This is a genomic window from Nocardia sp. NPDC002869 (genome assembly GCF_046764065.1).
GTDB lineage: Bacteria > Actinomycetota > Actinomycetes > Mycobacteriales > Mycobacteriaceae > Nocardia > Nocardia rhamnosiphila.
On sequence record NZ_JBKOOL010000164.1, the window covers coordinates 1 to 12,758 of the forward strand.

The window sequence follows — 12,758 nt, forward strand, 5'->3', positions numbered from 1 at the left end:
TGTGGACGGGCCAGGCCCGGCAGTGCCCTCTAGGCGTACCTCCGCCTTCGCTCCGGCCATGCGCGGGCTGTGGACGGCCAGGCCCGGCAGTGCCATCTAGGCTCGGCGTCGATATGTACAACAGGTTGCTACACCAGCGCACCGCCCGTCTCCTCGGTTCGGTGCTCTCCGTCGCGGTTCTCGCGGCCGGACCGTTCACCGTCAGCGGGAGCGCGGCAGCGCAGCCCGCGCCACCCACCACCACTCCCTTCACCACCCCGGTCACCGATACGTGCCCGCAGAAGACACAACCGCCGCCGGCGATCGACGCCTCCGAGGTCCCGGAACCCGGTGAATCGGCGCCGACGCCGCTGTCGGTCCCCGATTCCCCGGTCGGCGGCAAGCGGCTCGGCGAATGCGGCGTGGTCCTGCCCACCGGCGCGCCGGCACTGCCCGCAGATATCTCCGCGACCGCCTGGATGGTCTCCGACCTGGACACCGGCGCTGTCCTGGCCACCAAGGACCCGCACGGCCGGTACCGCCCGGCCAGCACCATCAAGGTGCTGCTGTCGATCGTCGCGCTACGCACCCTGGACCTGGACAAGGTCGTCGTGGGCACCCAGGCCGACGCCGATGTCGAGGGCACCAGGGTCGGGATCGGTCCGGGCGGCCGCTACAGCAACCGGCAATTGCTGCACGCCCTGGTGATGGCATCGGGTAACGATGCCGCCCACGCGCTGGCCGCTCAACTGGGCGGCGACGACGTGGCGGTGGTGAAGATGAACGACCTCGCGAAATCACTGCACGCCTACGACACCCGCGCGGCCACTCCCTCCGGGCTGGACGGCCCCGGTATGAGCACCTCGGCCTACGACCTGTCGCTGCTGTTCCGGGAGGCCATGTCGATCCCGCTGTTCGCGGAGATGATCAACACCGAACAGTTCGACTTCCCCGGCTACCCGCCCGATCCGCGTATCCCCGGCGACCAGGACCATCCCGGCTTCCCGATCGCGAACGACAACGGACTGCTCTACAACTATCCCGGGGCACTGGGCGGAAAGACCGGATACACCGACGACGCCCGCCAGACCTTCGTCGCCGCCGCCGAGCGCGACGGCCGCAGACTGGCGGTGACCCTGCTCCAGGCCGATGTGCTGCCGATCCGCCCGTGGGAGCAGGCGGCCCGGTTGCTCGACTACGGTTTCGCGCTCGTTCCGGGCGCGCAGGTCGGCGATATCCCCGGCGACGACGACGAATCCGTGACCACACCGGGGCTCGCGGTACCGCCGCCGGAGGACTCGGTGGCGTATTCGGCGCAGGGCCCGGGCGGCGGTGAATTCGACGAACTGTGGATGCTGCTCATGGTCGCGGGCCTGATCCTGGTGCCGATTCTGCTGCTCGGTACCTGGCACGTACGCACCCGTCAGCGGTGACCGGAGTCTCCCACCGATAGCGCCGGCCGGGGGTCCTCACCGCCCCGGCCGGCCCGAGTTCAGTCCGTGGTGAAGAAGTCGCCGGCCCGCTTCCGCACTTCGGTGCACCGGAAATCCATGGTGCGGGATGCCGGGTCGACGCCTCGGAACCCACCGGGCCCTGCTCTACTCGGCAGGATGCCGAATACTCTGCGCCCCGGTAAATTTCCGGGTATCGAGCTGCCTCGGATCGGACCATAAGACAAGCGCCGCCCCGGAACCACCGTCACACGAACCGAAATATCCGTATTCCGGGGCGTAGGCACTTATCCCCGGATATACGTAAGTACCTTCCCCGGGCGATTGTGACCACGTGACCCCGCAAAAGGGCCGGTGCCGCGCCGGCGTATTCGCATAGGTCGCCCACCGGCCGCCCGTCGTTCGAGCCCGGGCCGCCGACGTGAAATACCGCCGAACAGCTGGTGATCCGCCGCCTTACCCGCGCCACACACGTCCGGGGCGCGCCGCTCAACCGCGCCGGCGGCGACGCAACCGGGTTATTCCCAATGTGGCGAGCGCGCCCGCGCCGAACAGCGCGGCACCACCGGCGAACCCCGGTCGGCCGCTGTCCATTCGCGGCCGGATCAGCGCCGGCGCGGGGACCGGCACCGAGGCCAGTTGCTCGTTCTCGCGCGCGGTCGCCGCCCAGGCCGTAGCGAACAGAATGATCCGATAGACCACATAACTGAACACCATGATGCCGATGATCGAGCCGAAGGCGGCACCGGCCGGGCTGTTCAACACCGACCGCATATAGATCCCGGCGATGTTCTTGAAGATCTCGAAGCCCACCGCCGCCAGCGCCGCCGCCTTCAATGCACTGCGCAGGGTGACCGGCTCCCGCGGCAGCCGGGCGATGATCCAGGCGAACAGCGCCCACGAGGACACCATGGCGAGCACGGTGGACAGCAGCCACAGCAGCCAACGCACCCCGGGCATCTCGTCGAGCCCCACCAGTTCGAGCAGTTGCACGCCGAGCCGGCTCGACGCCACCGCCGACAACCCGAGCGACACCACCAAGGCGAGAAAAAGTCCCAGCAGCGCACCCAGGTCCGACAGTTTGGTGCGCAGCCAGTTGTCCTCGTCCGAGGGCTGCTCCCACTGTTCGGTGAGCGCCTTGCGCAGGTTCGCCATCCAGCCGAGACCGGAGTACAACCCGGTGAGCAGACCCAGCACACCCACCGTCCCGCGCGAGTTCACCGCCTGGTCGATCAGATCGTTGAGCTGATCCCCCATCTCGCCCGGGATGTTCTCGACGACCTTCTCCTGCAGTTCGCCCAGCAGGTCGGCGTTGCCCGCGAGCACGAAGCCCGCGATGGCGAAGGCGATCATGAGCAGCGGGAACAGGGACAGCACGGTGAAATACGTGATGCCCGCCGCGTAGTAGTCGCCGCGCTGACTCTGATATCTACCGGCCGCGCGCACCAGATGGTTTAGCCATGGCCGCTGTCCGACCATGCGCTGGACTGCGGCCTTGCCGTTGTCGATCACCTGCACTGTTCGCGCCCCTCATCGCCACACGCACGGCCGCGGACCGGTATCAGTGGGTCAGGAACCCGACCCGGTCGTAAACCTGTGCGAGAGTGTTGCCGGCGATCTCGCGCGCACGCTCGGCTCCCGTGGCGAGTATGCGATCGAGTTCACCCTGATCCGCCATGTACTCTTCCACTTTCGCACGAAGCGGCGTGACGAATTCGACCAGTGCGTCGGCGACGTCGACTTTCAGATCGCCGTACCCGCGGCCGGCGTAATCCTTCTCCAGCGTCACGATCGGCGTCTCGGTCAGCGCCGACAGGATCACCAGCAGATTGCTGACACCCGGCTTGTGCTCGACGTCGTAGCGGATCTCGCGCTCGGTATCGGTGACCGCCGAGCGCACCTTCTTCGCCGTCACCTCGGGGTCGTCGAGGAGATTGATCAGACCCGCGTCCGTACTCGCGGACTTGCTCATCTTCGCGGTCGGATCCTGCAGGTCGTAGATCTTCGCGGTGCCCTTGACGATATGGGCCTCCGGGACCACGAAGGTCTTCTTGAAGCGGGTGTTGAACCGCTGGGCGAGGTTGCGGGTGAGCTCGAGATGCTGACGCTGGTCCTCCCCCACCGGCACCTGATGGGCCCGGTAGAGCAGGATATCGGCCGCCATCAGCACCGGATAGGTGAACAGGCCGACGGTGGTGTTCTCCGACCCCTGTTTCACCGACTTGTCCTTGAACTGGGTCATCCGGCTCGCCTCGCCGAAGCCGGTGAGGCAATTCAGCACCCAGGTCAGTTCGGCGTGCTCGGGCACCTGCGACTGCACGAACAGGGTCGAGCGCTGGGGGTCGATCCCCAGCGCCAGCAGCTGCGCCGCGGCGACCCGGGTGCGGCGGCGCAGTTCTTTGGGATCCTGCGCCACCGTGATCGCGTGCATATTCGGGATGAAGTACAGCGTGTCGTATTCGTCCTGCATATTGACCCAGTACTGCAGGGCACCGAGATAGTTCCCGAGGTGGAACGAGGCACTGGTCGGCTGGATACCGGAGAGCACCCGCTGTTTACGTTCCCCGGCGGCCGGGGTCTGCGCAGGACTGGACATGCCCATGATTTTGGCATGCGGCTCGAGCCGAATTTCGCTCCGCCCGCTGTATCCATGGGCACGAGCGAGGGGCCCTGCGTGGTTACGCTGCGCTACCGCCTCCGGGCCTGACTCGCGCGTGCCGACGCGGATCGATCCCGGGCATACTGCGCTTCCCCTCCCGGGCCAGACGCTGCTCCTGCTTCGTGATCAGCCGATACACCGGTGCGCTCGGCCCGTTGAGCGCGGTTCGCACCGGCCGCGGTACCAGCACCGAGGGCATGCTGTGCGCATTGCGCACCGACTGGGCCAGCCCCCGGTAGGCGATCTCGTCGGTACGTTTCCACTCGATCCCGTACATTTCGCGGATCCGCCCCGGCAGGCTGCCCTGGACCAGCAGGTAGTACGCCGAACTCACCTGCCGGCCCGGCGCACGCTGCGGGTAGGGCACCGTGTGCCCGGACAGATAGTTGCCCACCTTGCGGGCCTCGTCGGTGAGGAACAGCTCGTCGGAGGCCAGGTAGCTGTCGAAGTACGCCCGGAATGCCCGGTAGTCCGCCGGCGCCGCCTCCCGCGGCATGCCGAACAGCTCACCCCAGCGCACATAGTCCTGGTACAGGTCCTCGCGTTCGGTATCGCTGAGCCTACGGACCAGCAGGTCGTACATGACCTCGGCCGACTCGAAGGTGAACGCCATGGTCATGAAGCTCAGATGCGGGTCGTGGGCGGAGTAGGCCGACCCCGCCGGGTGGTGCGCCCCCGCGTCCTCGGGTAGCCGGCCCTGCACCTTCGCGTGCTTCTTCCCGGTGAACTCCAGTGCCCGGTCGGCCTCCTCCCGGCTGCCGAAGAAGACGGCTTCGAAGAGTTTCCCGGTGAGCGCCAGCCGGGTGTAGGGAGTGTCGCGATGCTCGGTCGATTCGGCGGTTCCCACATAGAGCAGGGGGTTCACCGCGCCGATCACCAGCGCCCGCAGCCCGTAGGTGAGGCCTACGGCGCGTTTCCGCATCACCCGCCTGATCATCGAGTCGTCGGAAAAGTATCCGGTGTCCACGGCCATCTCAGCCTCCTGGTCCGCTCCGCGTCGAGCACTGCGCACCCGCATCTGGCAATAGCATCCACCAATTGGGTCGTTTCTGGCAAGAGGTGCTCCCAGATTGCGGCGGTTTCCGGGGCGGTGCGGAGCCGGCGCCGGCGGGGGGTCGCGGTGAGCTGGTTACGCCGCGCGACCGGCACCTGCTTACCCGTCGCGGACCAATAAACTCGGGCTATGGCAGCGCAGCGCACCTATGGCGGTTTGTCCGCGGAGGAACGGCAGGCCCAACGACGGTCCGCGCTCCTGGACGCGGCGCTGGAGATCATCGGAACCCAGGGCTTGGACAAGCTCACCGTGTCCGGGATGTGCTCGGAGGCGGGGCTCAACGAGCGCTACTACTACGAGAGTTTCAGCAGCCGGGACGATGTGCTCACCGCGCTGGTCGACGGTATCGCCGAGGAACTGGTGGCCGCGATCGCGGCGGCCCTGCAGACCGCCGGTGACGATTCGCGGGCCAAGGCGCACGCGGCCATCACCGCCGGTATCCATCTGCTCACCGACGATCCCCGCAAGACCGAGGTCACCATGGTCGCCGCGATGGCGACCCCGCAGTTACGGGCGCGCACCACCGAGACGATCCGGGTCTTCGCCCGGCTGGTGGCCAGTGAGGGGATCGAGTTCTACGGGGTCACCGATCCGGCGCCGGACCCGGTGATCGATTTCCGGGCCACCTATCTGGTGGGCGGGCTGGTCCAGACGCTGACCGGCTGGGTGCGCGGTGATCTGCCGATCGGCCGGGACGAGCTGATCGATTACACCACCGACGTCTTCGTCCTGCTCGGTGAGGATTTCGCGCACCGCGGCAACTGAACCTTCCGCCGCGGGGCAGTCAGACGCGGACGGGAACCGCGGTCAGCCCCTCCGGCGCCCCCTGCAGCACGACCCGGAACGCCACCTCCCGCGAGGTCCAGTATTCCGCGCATTCGGCGAGCACCGAATCGAACCACTCCCGCTCCCCCGGTTCGTCCGCGAGTAGTTGCTCGGCATCTCGTACGGCCACCACATAGCCGGTGGCGTCCCCGAGCAGGTCCTCGAGGTTGAACAGGCATTCGTCGAACGAGTCCTTGTTCGGCCGGAAGTAGTACGGGAACTGCAGCGCCGCCGCGAATTCGTCGAACAACGCCGCCACCGTGCGCATCCGGCTGCCGCGGACTTCGCGCACCCGGTAGCCGGCGGGCGCGCCGTAGCGCACCCGGCTGAACTCGGCGTCGTCCACGGTCGCCACACCCACGGCCGGCGGTGCGGCGTCGGCCGACGATTCGTGCCGCGGAAGGGTGAGGAAATCGGACAGAAGGACCGGTTCGGCCATCAGCGCATCCTGGTGAAGGTGTCGTAGTGGTCACCGGTGTACCAGGCCGAGCCGTCGCCGCCGGTGACGATGCGTTCGGCATCGCGGGACTGTCCCGGTTTCTTCGGGTTCACATCCCACTCCTGGTACTTGATCCCCTTGCCCGCGGAGTCCGCGGCGGGCAGCCGGCCCTCCCGGTTTCCGAACGGGACACCGCCCTTGGTGCCCGGCGCGTTCGCCGAATCGGGCCAGCGCCCGGCATCGATCTCCGCGAGTGTGGCGTAGGCACGGTCGGGCACGCCGGGCACCTTCGACACCACCGGGGCATCGGACGCCGTGGTCCGGCCCGGTGCGGGCTTCGGAACGGCCGATGTGGAGGTCACCGTGGTCTGCGACCGGGCCGCCGCGGCCGGCGACCCGCTGTCCTCCCCACCCCCTTGGGCACTGAGCAGGGCGACCACGACGGCCACCAGCACCGCACCCACCGCCGACAGGACCTTCACAACTTTCGCACGCACGACTACCCCTTCATCGATACTGGACCGTCACCGGAGCGTGGTCCGACCAGCGTTCCGCGTAGGTCGCGGCACGTTCGACCACCGCCTGCTTCGCTCGTTCGGCAGCCAACGGTGTCGCCAGCTGGTAATCAATCCACCCCCGGACCGACTCGGTTCTACAAACCAGGATTGACCTCAGCAGCGAAGGAATCACGATGGAGAACCAGCTACGCGCGTTGCTGGTAGCGCGCTTGTCGGTCATGACTGACGAATCTACGTTACCAGCGCGACAGGTAGAACGTGGCCGAAACGCGATGCGCGCCCGAGGATGGATAGAAGCAGGTGTAGCGACCGACCTCGACGTATCCGCCACCAAGTATTCACCGTTCGACCGCCCAGAACTCGGCGACTGGTTGAAGAATCGTCACCACGAATTCGACGCGATCGTGGTCTGGCGACTGGACCGGCCCGGTACTACCACAAAGACGGCTCCAACCGGAAAACCGAGATATCTGACGTGTGGAATCAATCCAGCGTAGGAAAGATCCTCAAATCGCCTACAACCCAAGGGTTCAAGACCATCGGTGGCCGCGAGAACAATCGACGGCCAGCGCGAGGCACAGACGGAATGCCCATCCGGAACACACCAAAAGGCATTTTCACCGATGAGGAGTGGAATCAGGTTCAGGAGGTTCTGCGGTCACGCTCCCGAACCCGTGAACGGTCAAACGACGCAGCGCCTTTGCTCGGTGTCGGGTTCTGTGCCGGATGCGGAAACCGGCTGTATCGGGTCGTGAACAGCGCCAAGGGTAAGCAGTACTCCTACTACCGGTGCGTACCCAAGACCGGCAAACCGCGCTGCACAGGGTACACATTCAACGAGTCCACGGTCCAACCCTGCTAGACGAACGAGTGCTCTACGAACTCGAAGATCTGCCGGTCACCGTGCGGAAATTCGTACCGGGAGAGGATCACACCGACGAGCTGGAAGCCGTCAGCCGCAGCATGACGAGTATCCGAGATGAATACGACCTTGGATTTTATGACTACGACGGAGGGCAAGAAGACTACCGGGAACGGCTAGCGGCTCTAGTCGAGAAGCGGAGGCAACTCGAAGCACTTCCCAAACGGGAGGCCCGGTATATCGAAGAGCCCACAGGAGAGACCTATGCGGAGTCATACCAGCGGATGGACCAGGAAGAGCGCCGAAATCTACTCATGAACGCAGGTATACGACTCGAACTGAAACCCGGACCTAACCAGAACTCGCCACAGTCGAATTTCCACGTCCCAGACAAGCTGTACACGGTACTGAGTCTTTCCCCCGAGGAGGTACACGCCAAGCGTGAAGCCCAAGCAGCGGCCTTCTGGGCCGAGATAGAACAGGGCCGGACTCGGACCTAGAAAGGCCCAATCGGGTTCAGCCTTCGCGACGGCGTTCCAGCGCTGCCCGGATCAACCTCCGGGCAGCTTCGCCGTAGACGGCTTGCTTGGTGAGGGTTTCGAACATCTTTCGGTACAAATCGATCTCCCGAGGCTGGGTGATGGTCAGTTCCGCACTGACCGTCTCCACCAGCACAAGCCGGGTGTCGTACATGACGAACCCGTTGATGGCGGGACCTTCGTAGGTAGCCTGGTCCGGCAGCACACCGAGTACCACCCGGGGTAGAGACATCACGGTCAGCAACCGGTCTAGCTGCCCGATCATCACCGAGCCATCCCCGGCGGTAGTCCGTAGCGCTTGCTCACCGATCACGAACGAGAACCGACGTTTGCCCCGGTACAACACGTTCTGGCGTTCGACCCGCGCCGCAACACCTTCGTCCAGATCATCGGGTATGCCGTAGAACCCGATCACCTTCCGAAGAATCCACTCGATGTACTCGGGTGTCTGGAGTAGCCCGGGAACGATCAACGGTTCGAACCAGGACGTAAGGGCGGTCTCGTCCTCTGTCTTCGCCAGCATCCGTTGCCGTCGCCGGGTGCCGGTGCCGAGAACCCGCCGGAACTCCATGTACGCCGCTTCGATGTTCCGAAGCGTGGCGATAAGGTCCGGCAACTGGTGTTGGCTGTGGGTGTGGGCGCACCACGCCCGAAGGTCGGCTTCGGTAGGTGTCTGCTTGCCGTATTCGATCTTGCTGGTTTTCGATTCGTGCCAGCCCGCAAGCTCCGCAAGCTTGCGGCCGGTAAGTCCGGCGTCGCGGCGAAGCTCCCGGAGCCGCGCCCCGAGAGCTTCCCGCTGTGCGTGAGCGGTACCACCAGTGGTCACCGCATGTACTCGTCGTACGGCGTGGCAATCCCCCAGACGTAATCCCGGACTGTTCGGCAGTACTCGACAATCCGCGGGTCGGTAGTGATCGCACCACCGCCCAGCCGGCCGTCCGGCTCGAACGCCGTAAACGCAACAGTGTCGTTGTCGAAGAGCCACCAGTCATCCCCGGTCAGCTTCTCCGGGTTGACCTCATGCCGGGGTATATACCGGATATCCTCACCGGCTTTGACGCTCTCCCGGGAGACTTCCAACAGCCATCGGGTGTAGTCGGTGTGCGGGACCGTCACCACTCGAGCACGGCGCATAACCGCACCCCGACTCGTCATATCCCGAACCAGGTCCAACCAGTCTCCGAACCATGCGTAGTCGTCCGGTTTCCCGTCCAACCAGTTCTGGTACGGCTCGACCCCATCGGCGGTGTTGTACTCGTCCTGTAGCTCTAGGTGGAACGCTTCGCGCTGGCAGTCGCGTATCCGGCGGTCGAATGCGTCACCGCACAGTAGCAGCATGGCCGTAGAACGTCCTCTCCAGCTTCGGAACCAGTATCGCTGTCTCATCGTCGGCCAAGGTCAACTGAGCCAGCGTCTCAGGGTCGGTAACCGGCGTTCCGCTGAGCCGGAACGTGCCCCGGCCGGTATCGGTCATGGTCGCGCCGATGAATGTGTCGGGTTCAGCGAACCCAGGGAGCAAGTGGGGTATTTCGACCGTTCCGGGATCGTCGGTAGTCCAGCCTTGAACCAGGTAACCCGGGTCTGTGGCGAACAGTGTCGGGCATCCACTCGAAGGTGAGCCGCCCTTACCGAGGAAACGTAACCGATGCATGGTCTTCCTTCCGTCGAGTGTGCGTGAGCTTTCTACGCACTAGCCCCATCATCCCCGGATATTCGCCGAATAGCACCAGTTCCGTGCTCAACTCGAAAGTTGGAGCAAGTTTGTAGCGGTGAGCAAATCCGGCTCCGTAGGTTCGGTTCGGCCGCCGCGCCGGGTGTCGAGTCCCTGGCGCGGCGAGCAAGCCACGGACCACGACAAGGGGCGAGGGATGACGCTGTTCTCGGTCAAGGTGAGTTGCTGCGGGTCGCAGTGGTACTTGTACGCCCCGGCGTTCGGAGTGTCCCGGTTCGTCTCGGACAAGGATGCGATCCGGGAGGAAGCGCACGACATGATCTCGGCGTGCGGCGCGGCTCCGTCCAAGTTCGAGGTCGAACTGGAGTTGGGGAGGGTTGTGGATAAGTCCCAGCTCAAGGTTCTTCCCGGGGGACTTTCGTAGCGGCCTAAGCCACACCCTTTAGTTCCGCCGCCAACTGAACATCTTGTTCAACTCCGCAAGGATGTCCTTGCGCCTCGCGGCGTCTACTCCGTCTTCCCGCAAGGCCAGCCAGGCGATCGTGATCTTGGTAAGGGCAGTGAGCACCGCCGCAACGATCAGGCCAATGGCGGTCGGCTGCATGTAGTCGAGGAAGGTCGACACCTGCGTTGTCCTCTCTGTCGTGGTCGAGAGAGGTTCCGAGGGCCTCGGCTCGACCAGCACATATGTCTGGTTGAACCAAGGTCCGCCCCGGCTGAGCAGGATCTTGATGGGTCTACAGGTACTGCACTGACACTGTCGGTTGGTAGGAGAATCCAGCCGGGAAATTCACCGACACGGGCCTGAGAACATTCCAATATTCACACCAGGCCCTGACCGAACGACCATTCGTCCGAGTGTCGATCAAACTACCCTTGGCTTGGTTGTCGCCGCAACCTCGCAAAGGTTTACCGCTCGACCAGCAAGCGCGCGATCAAACTACTGCTGTCGCCGAGGCAATCGCCCGCGACGTGTACCCAGTTTTCCCGCTCGGAGACAGCTACTCCGCGCCACCTGCACCCGCCAGCGCGACCGGGGCCGAGTCAGCCACTCGGCAGGGCCAGTTGAATCCCACCGTTACCGGCGCATGATCTGACCAACGTTCGGCGTAGGTAGCTGCTTTCTCCGTCATGGCAGACACCACCGTGGATGCGATATCCTTCGTTGCGTAAACCGCGTCAATCCGCCAGCCGGTGTCGTTGTCGAACGCGCGCCCACGATACGACCACCAGCTGAACGGACCGTCACCCTCCGGGTGAAGTTCCCGGACGACATCGACGTACCCGGCCGCCAATTGCCGGTCCAGCCAGGCGCGTTCGGCGGGCAGGAAACCGGATTTCTTCAGGTTTCCCTTCCAGTTTTTCAGGTCTCGTTCGGTGTGCGCGATATTCCAGTCGCCCGCGATGACGAAAGCATCGGTGCGGGTGGACATCCGGGCGGCGAGTTCATCGAGGAACCGGTACTTCTCGTCCTGCCGGGGCGTATCCGCCTCGCCGGTATGGACGTACACGCTCGCGACGGTCACCTCGTCGAACTCGACCTCGAGGTAGCGGCCGGTGGCGGCGAACTCGCTGTCCGGCTCGATCCCGATCCGCACCGATCGCATCGGACGCCGCGCCAGCACCCCCACCCCCGCCCGGCCTTTGGCAGCGGGCTCGGCGTGGGCGAGCGACCACCCGTCGTCCAGCGCGGGCGCGAGCGCGGCGGCCACCTGGGCATCGTCGGCACGCGTTTCCTGCAGGCAGACGATATCGGCCTCGGTGCGGGCCAGCCAGGCGAGCAGCCCCTTGCCCGCGGCCGCCCGGACGCCGTTGACATTGACAGTGGAAAGGATGTACGGCACCGATCGACCGTACAATGACTAGTCACCGCTACTTGCCAGGAAGGGGTGACGACATCGATGTCAGGCACCTCCGCAACCGCAATGCCCGAGCCGGTCAAGGCTCTGCACCTGGGTTCAGGCGCTCCGCTGCTGCTGCTCCACGGCGTTTTGCTCTCACCGCATTGCTGGGAACGGACCGCCACCCTCCTGGCCGCCCGCTGTGAGGTCTTCACCCCCGCCCTGGCCGGGCACTGGGGCGGGCCGGAGTTCTCCGATGGCAGGTACTCCGCCGCCACCCTGGCCGACCGGGTCGAAGCGCAGTTGGACGATCTCGGCTGGCGGACCTGCCATATCGCCGGCAATTCACTGGGTGGCTGGGTGGGGTTCGAACTGGCCCGCCGCGGCCGGGCCCGCACACTCACCGCGATCGCCCCGGCGGGCGGCTGGAAGACCCCGTCGCCGCTCCAGATCCGCGCCGCCGCCAAGATCGCGCCGATGATCCCGCTCGCCGGAATCCTCCGGCAGCTGGGCGATTTCCCGACCGAGAGCCGGATCCTGCGGTGGGCCATGGCCCATCTGCTGACCAAGGACGCCCGGGCGGTCTCCCGCGCGGATGTCACGGCGGTGATCCTGGCCGCACTGCACTGCCCGGCGCTGCCCGCACTCACCCTCGGCACGCTGCGCGGGCCGTCGCTGGCGGATATGTCCGACATCACAACCCCTGTCCGACTGATCCTCGCCGATTCCGATCGGGTTCTTCCGGCCCGGGCCCACGGTGGCCGGTTCCTCCGTGAACTGCCGCCGGCCGCGGATCGGATCATGCTCAACCGGGCAGGGCATGTGCCCATGCTGGAGGCTCCCGACCGGATCGCGAATCTCGTAGCCGAACACATCTACGCCAGCCGCGACCACCTGCGCGCTGTGTGATCGGCGCCGC

General features: G+C 65.5%; 16 protein-coding genes and 1 pseudogene. 7 read left to right on the forward strand and 10 right to left on the reverse strand.

Annotated features, from left to right (window positions below):
* The first annotated feature begins 113 nt into the window (after positions 1-113).
* A complete protein-coding gene (locus tag ACLML9_RS23745; protein WP_411947610.1) occupies positions 114-1,412 on the forward strand; it encodes a D-alanyl-D-alanine carboxypeptidase family protein in 1,299 nt (432 codons plus the stop codon).
* 507 nt (positions 1,413-1,919) lie between these two features.
* Here the strand turns inward: ACLML9_RS23745 and yhjD are convergent.
* From yhjD to ACLML9_RS23760, 3 genes are all read right to left on the reverse strand, one after another.
* On the reverse strand, positions 1,920-2,948 hold the full coding sequence (gene yhjD, locus ACLML9_RS23750) for an inner membrane protein YhjD (RefSeq protein ID WP_411947596.1): 1,029 nt from the start codon (positions 2,946-2,948) through the stop codon (positions 1,920-1,922).
* A 43-nt stretch (positions 2,949-2,991) separates the two neighbouring features.
* Positions 2,992-4,026, reverse strand: coding sequence for a tryptophan--tRNA ligase (gene trpS, locus ACLML9_RS23755; protein ID WP_411947597.1), 1,035 nt, complete (start codon positions 4,024-4,026; stop codon positions 2,992-2,994).
* Between the two features lie 82 nt (positions 4,027-4,108).
* Complete coding sequence (locus tag ACLML9_RS23760; protein WP_411947598.1) at positions 4,109-5,062, reverse strand: oxygenase MpaB family protein; 954 nt, start codon at positions 5,060-5,062, stop codon at positions 4,109-4,111.
* A 210-nt stretch (positions 5,063-5,272) separates the two neighbouring features.
* On the opposite strand from ACLML9_RS23760, the gene ACLML9_RS23765 reads away from it, so the two are divergent.
* Positions 5,273-5,908, forward strand: coding sequence for a TetR/AcrR family transcriptional regulator (locus tag ACLML9_RS23765; protein WP_411947599.1), 636 nt, complete (start codon positions 5,273-5,275; stop codon positions 5,906-5,908).
* 19 nt (positions 5,909-5,927) lie between these two features.
* Here ACLML9_RS23765 and ACLML9_RS23770 read toward each other — a convergent pair whose 3' ends face one another.
* The 3 genes and pseudogenes from ACLML9_RS23770 to ACLML9_RS23780 form a co-directional block, all read right to left on the reverse strand.
* Complete coding sequence (locus ACLML9_RS23770) at positions 5,928-6,407, reverse strand: barstar family protein (RefSeq protein ID WP_411947600.1); 480 nt, start codon at positions 6,405-6,407, stop codon at positions 5,928-5,930.
* Positions 6,407-6,904, reverse strand: coding sequence for a ribonuclease domain-containing protein (locus ACLML9_RS23775; RefSeq protein WP_411947601.1), 498 nt, complete (start codon positions 6,902-6,904; stop codon positions 6,407-6,409). The genes ACLML9_RS23770 and ACLML9_RS23775 overlap by 1 nt, the downstream gene beginning before the upstream one ends.
* A 10-nt stretch (positions 6,905-6,914) precedes the next feature.
* A pseudogene (locus ACLML9_RS23780) lies at positions 6,915-7,043 on the reverse strand (exodeoxyribonuclease III); the annotation flags it as partial.
* A 100-nt stretch (positions 7,044-7,143) separates the two neighbouring features.
* On the opposite strand from ACLML9_RS23780, the gene ACLML9_RS23785 reads away from it, so the two are divergent.
* Genes ACLML9_RS23785 through ACLML9_RS23795 form a run of 3 tightly spaced genes read left to right on the forward strand, consistent with a single transcriptional unit; the run spans position 7,144 to position 8,287 of the window.
* Positions 7,144-7,422 (forward strand): recombinase family protein, encoded by a 279-nt coding sequence (locus ACLML9_RS23785; RefSeq protein WP_411947602.1) that lies wholly within the window; start codon positions 7,144-7,146, stop codon positions 7,420-7,422.
* A complete protein-coding gene (locus tag ACLML9_RS23790; protein ID WP_411947611.1) occupies positions 7,335-7,787 on the forward strand; it encodes a recombinase family protein in 453 nt (150 codons plus the stop codon). The genes ACLML9_RS23785 and ACLML9_RS23790 overlap by 88 nt, the downstream gene beginning before the upstream one ends.
* 8 nt (positions 7,788-7,795) lie before the next feature.
* Positions 7,796-8,287: a hypothetical protein gene (locus tag ACLML9_RS23795; protein ID WP_411947603.1), complete on the forward strand. Its 492-nt coding sequence runs from the start codon at positions 7,796-7,798 to the stop codon at positions 8,285-8,287.
* A gap of 16 nt (positions 8,288-8,303) precedes the next feature.
* On the opposite strand, the gene ACLML9_RS23800 is transcribed toward ACLML9_RS23795, so the two are convergent.
* The gene (locus tag ACLML9_RS23800) at positions 8,304-9,152 is read right to left on the reverse strand and encodes a helix-turn-helix domain-containing protein (protein WP_411947604.1); all 849 of its coding nucleotides are present in this window, start codon (positions 9,150-9,152) and stop codon (positions 8,304-8,306) included.
* Positions 9,149-9,664 (reverse strand): DUF6879 family protein, encoded by a 516-nt coding sequence (locus ACLML9_RS23805; protein WP_411947605.1) that lies wholly within the window; start codon positions 9,662-9,664, stop codon positions 9,149-9,151. Before ACLML9_RS23805 ends, ACLML9_RS23800 begins: the two co-directional genes overlap by 4 nt.
* 530 nt (positions 9,665-10,194) lie before the next feature.
* Here ACLML9_RS23805 and ACLML9_RS23810 point away from each other — a divergent pair.
* A complete protein-coding gene (locus ACLML9_RS23810; RefSeq protein WP_411947606.1) occupies positions 10,195-10,422 on the forward strand; it encodes a hypothetical protein in 228 nt (75 codons plus the stop codon).
* An 18-nt stretch (positions 10,423-10,440) separates the two neighbouring features.
* On the opposite strand, the gene ACLML9_RS23815 is transcribed toward ACLML9_RS23810, so the two are convergent.
* Together ACLML9_RS23815 and ACLML9_RS23820 are read right to left on the reverse strand one after the other, a co-directional pair.
* Positions 10,441-10,623, reverse strand: coding sequence for a hypothetical protein (locus ACLML9_RS23815; RefSeq protein WP_411947607.1), 183 nt, complete (start codon positions 10,621-10,623; stop codon positions 10,441-10,443).
* A gap of 376 nt (positions 10,624-10,999) precedes the next feature.
* Positions 11,000-11,842 (reverse strand): exodeoxyribonuclease III, encoded by an 843-nt coding sequence (locus tag ACLML9_RS23820; RefSeq protein ID WP_411947608.1) that lies wholly within the window; start codon positions 11,840-11,842, stop codon positions 11,000-11,002.
* A gap of 81 nt (positions 11,843-11,923) precedes the next feature.
* On the opposite strand from ACLML9_RS23820, the gene ACLML9_RS23825 reads away from it, so the two are divergent.
* Positions 11,924-12,748, forward strand: a complete 825-nt coding sequence (locus ACLML9_RS23825; RefSeq protein ID WP_411947609.1) for an alpha/beta fold hydrolase — start codon at positions 11,924-11,926, stop codon at positions 12,746-12,748.
* The last annotated feature ends 10 nt before the right edge of the window (positions 12,749-12,758 follow it).

Excerpts from the sequence above, each read along its gene's own strand:
- ACLML9_RS23745 (WP_411947610.1), top strand. The coding sequence starts at position 114 with ATGTACAACAGGTTGCTACACCAGCGCACCGCCCGTCTCCTCGGTTCG.
- trpS (WP_411947597.1), bottom strand. The coding sequence starts at position 4,026 with ATGTCCAGTCCTGCGCAGACCCCGGCCGCCGGGGAACGTAAACAGCGG.
- ACLML9_RS23760 (WP_411947598.1), bottom strand. The coding sequence starts at position 5,062 with ATGGCCGTGGACACCGGATACTTTTCCGACGACTCGATGATCAGGCGG.
- ACLML9_RS23765 (WP_411947599.1), top strand. The coding sequence starts at position 5,273 with ATGGCAGCGCAGCGCACCTATGGCGGTTTGTCCGCGGAGGAACGGCAG.
- ACLML9_RS23770 (WP_411947600.1), bottom strand. The coding sequence starts at position 6,407 with ATGGCCGAACCGGTCCTTCTGTCCGATTTCCTCACCCTTCCGCGGCAC.
- ACLML9_RS23785 (WP_411947602.1), top strand. The coding sequence starts at position 7,144 with ATGACTGACGAATCTACGTTACCAGCGCGACAGGTAGAACGTGGCCGA.
- ACLML9_RS23805 (WP_411947605.1), bottom strand. The coding sequence starts at position 9,664 with ATGCTGCTACTGTGCGGTGACGCATTCGACCGCCGGATACGCGACTGC.
- ACLML9_RS23810 (WP_411947606.1), top strand. The coding sequence starts at position 10,195 with ATGACGCTGTTCTCGGTCAAGGTGAGTTGCTGCGGGTCGCAGTGGTAC.
- ACLML9_RS23825 (WP_411947609.1), top strand. The coding sequence starts at position 11,924 with ATGCCCGAGCCGGTCAAGGCTCTGCACCTGGGTTCAGGCGCTCCGCTG.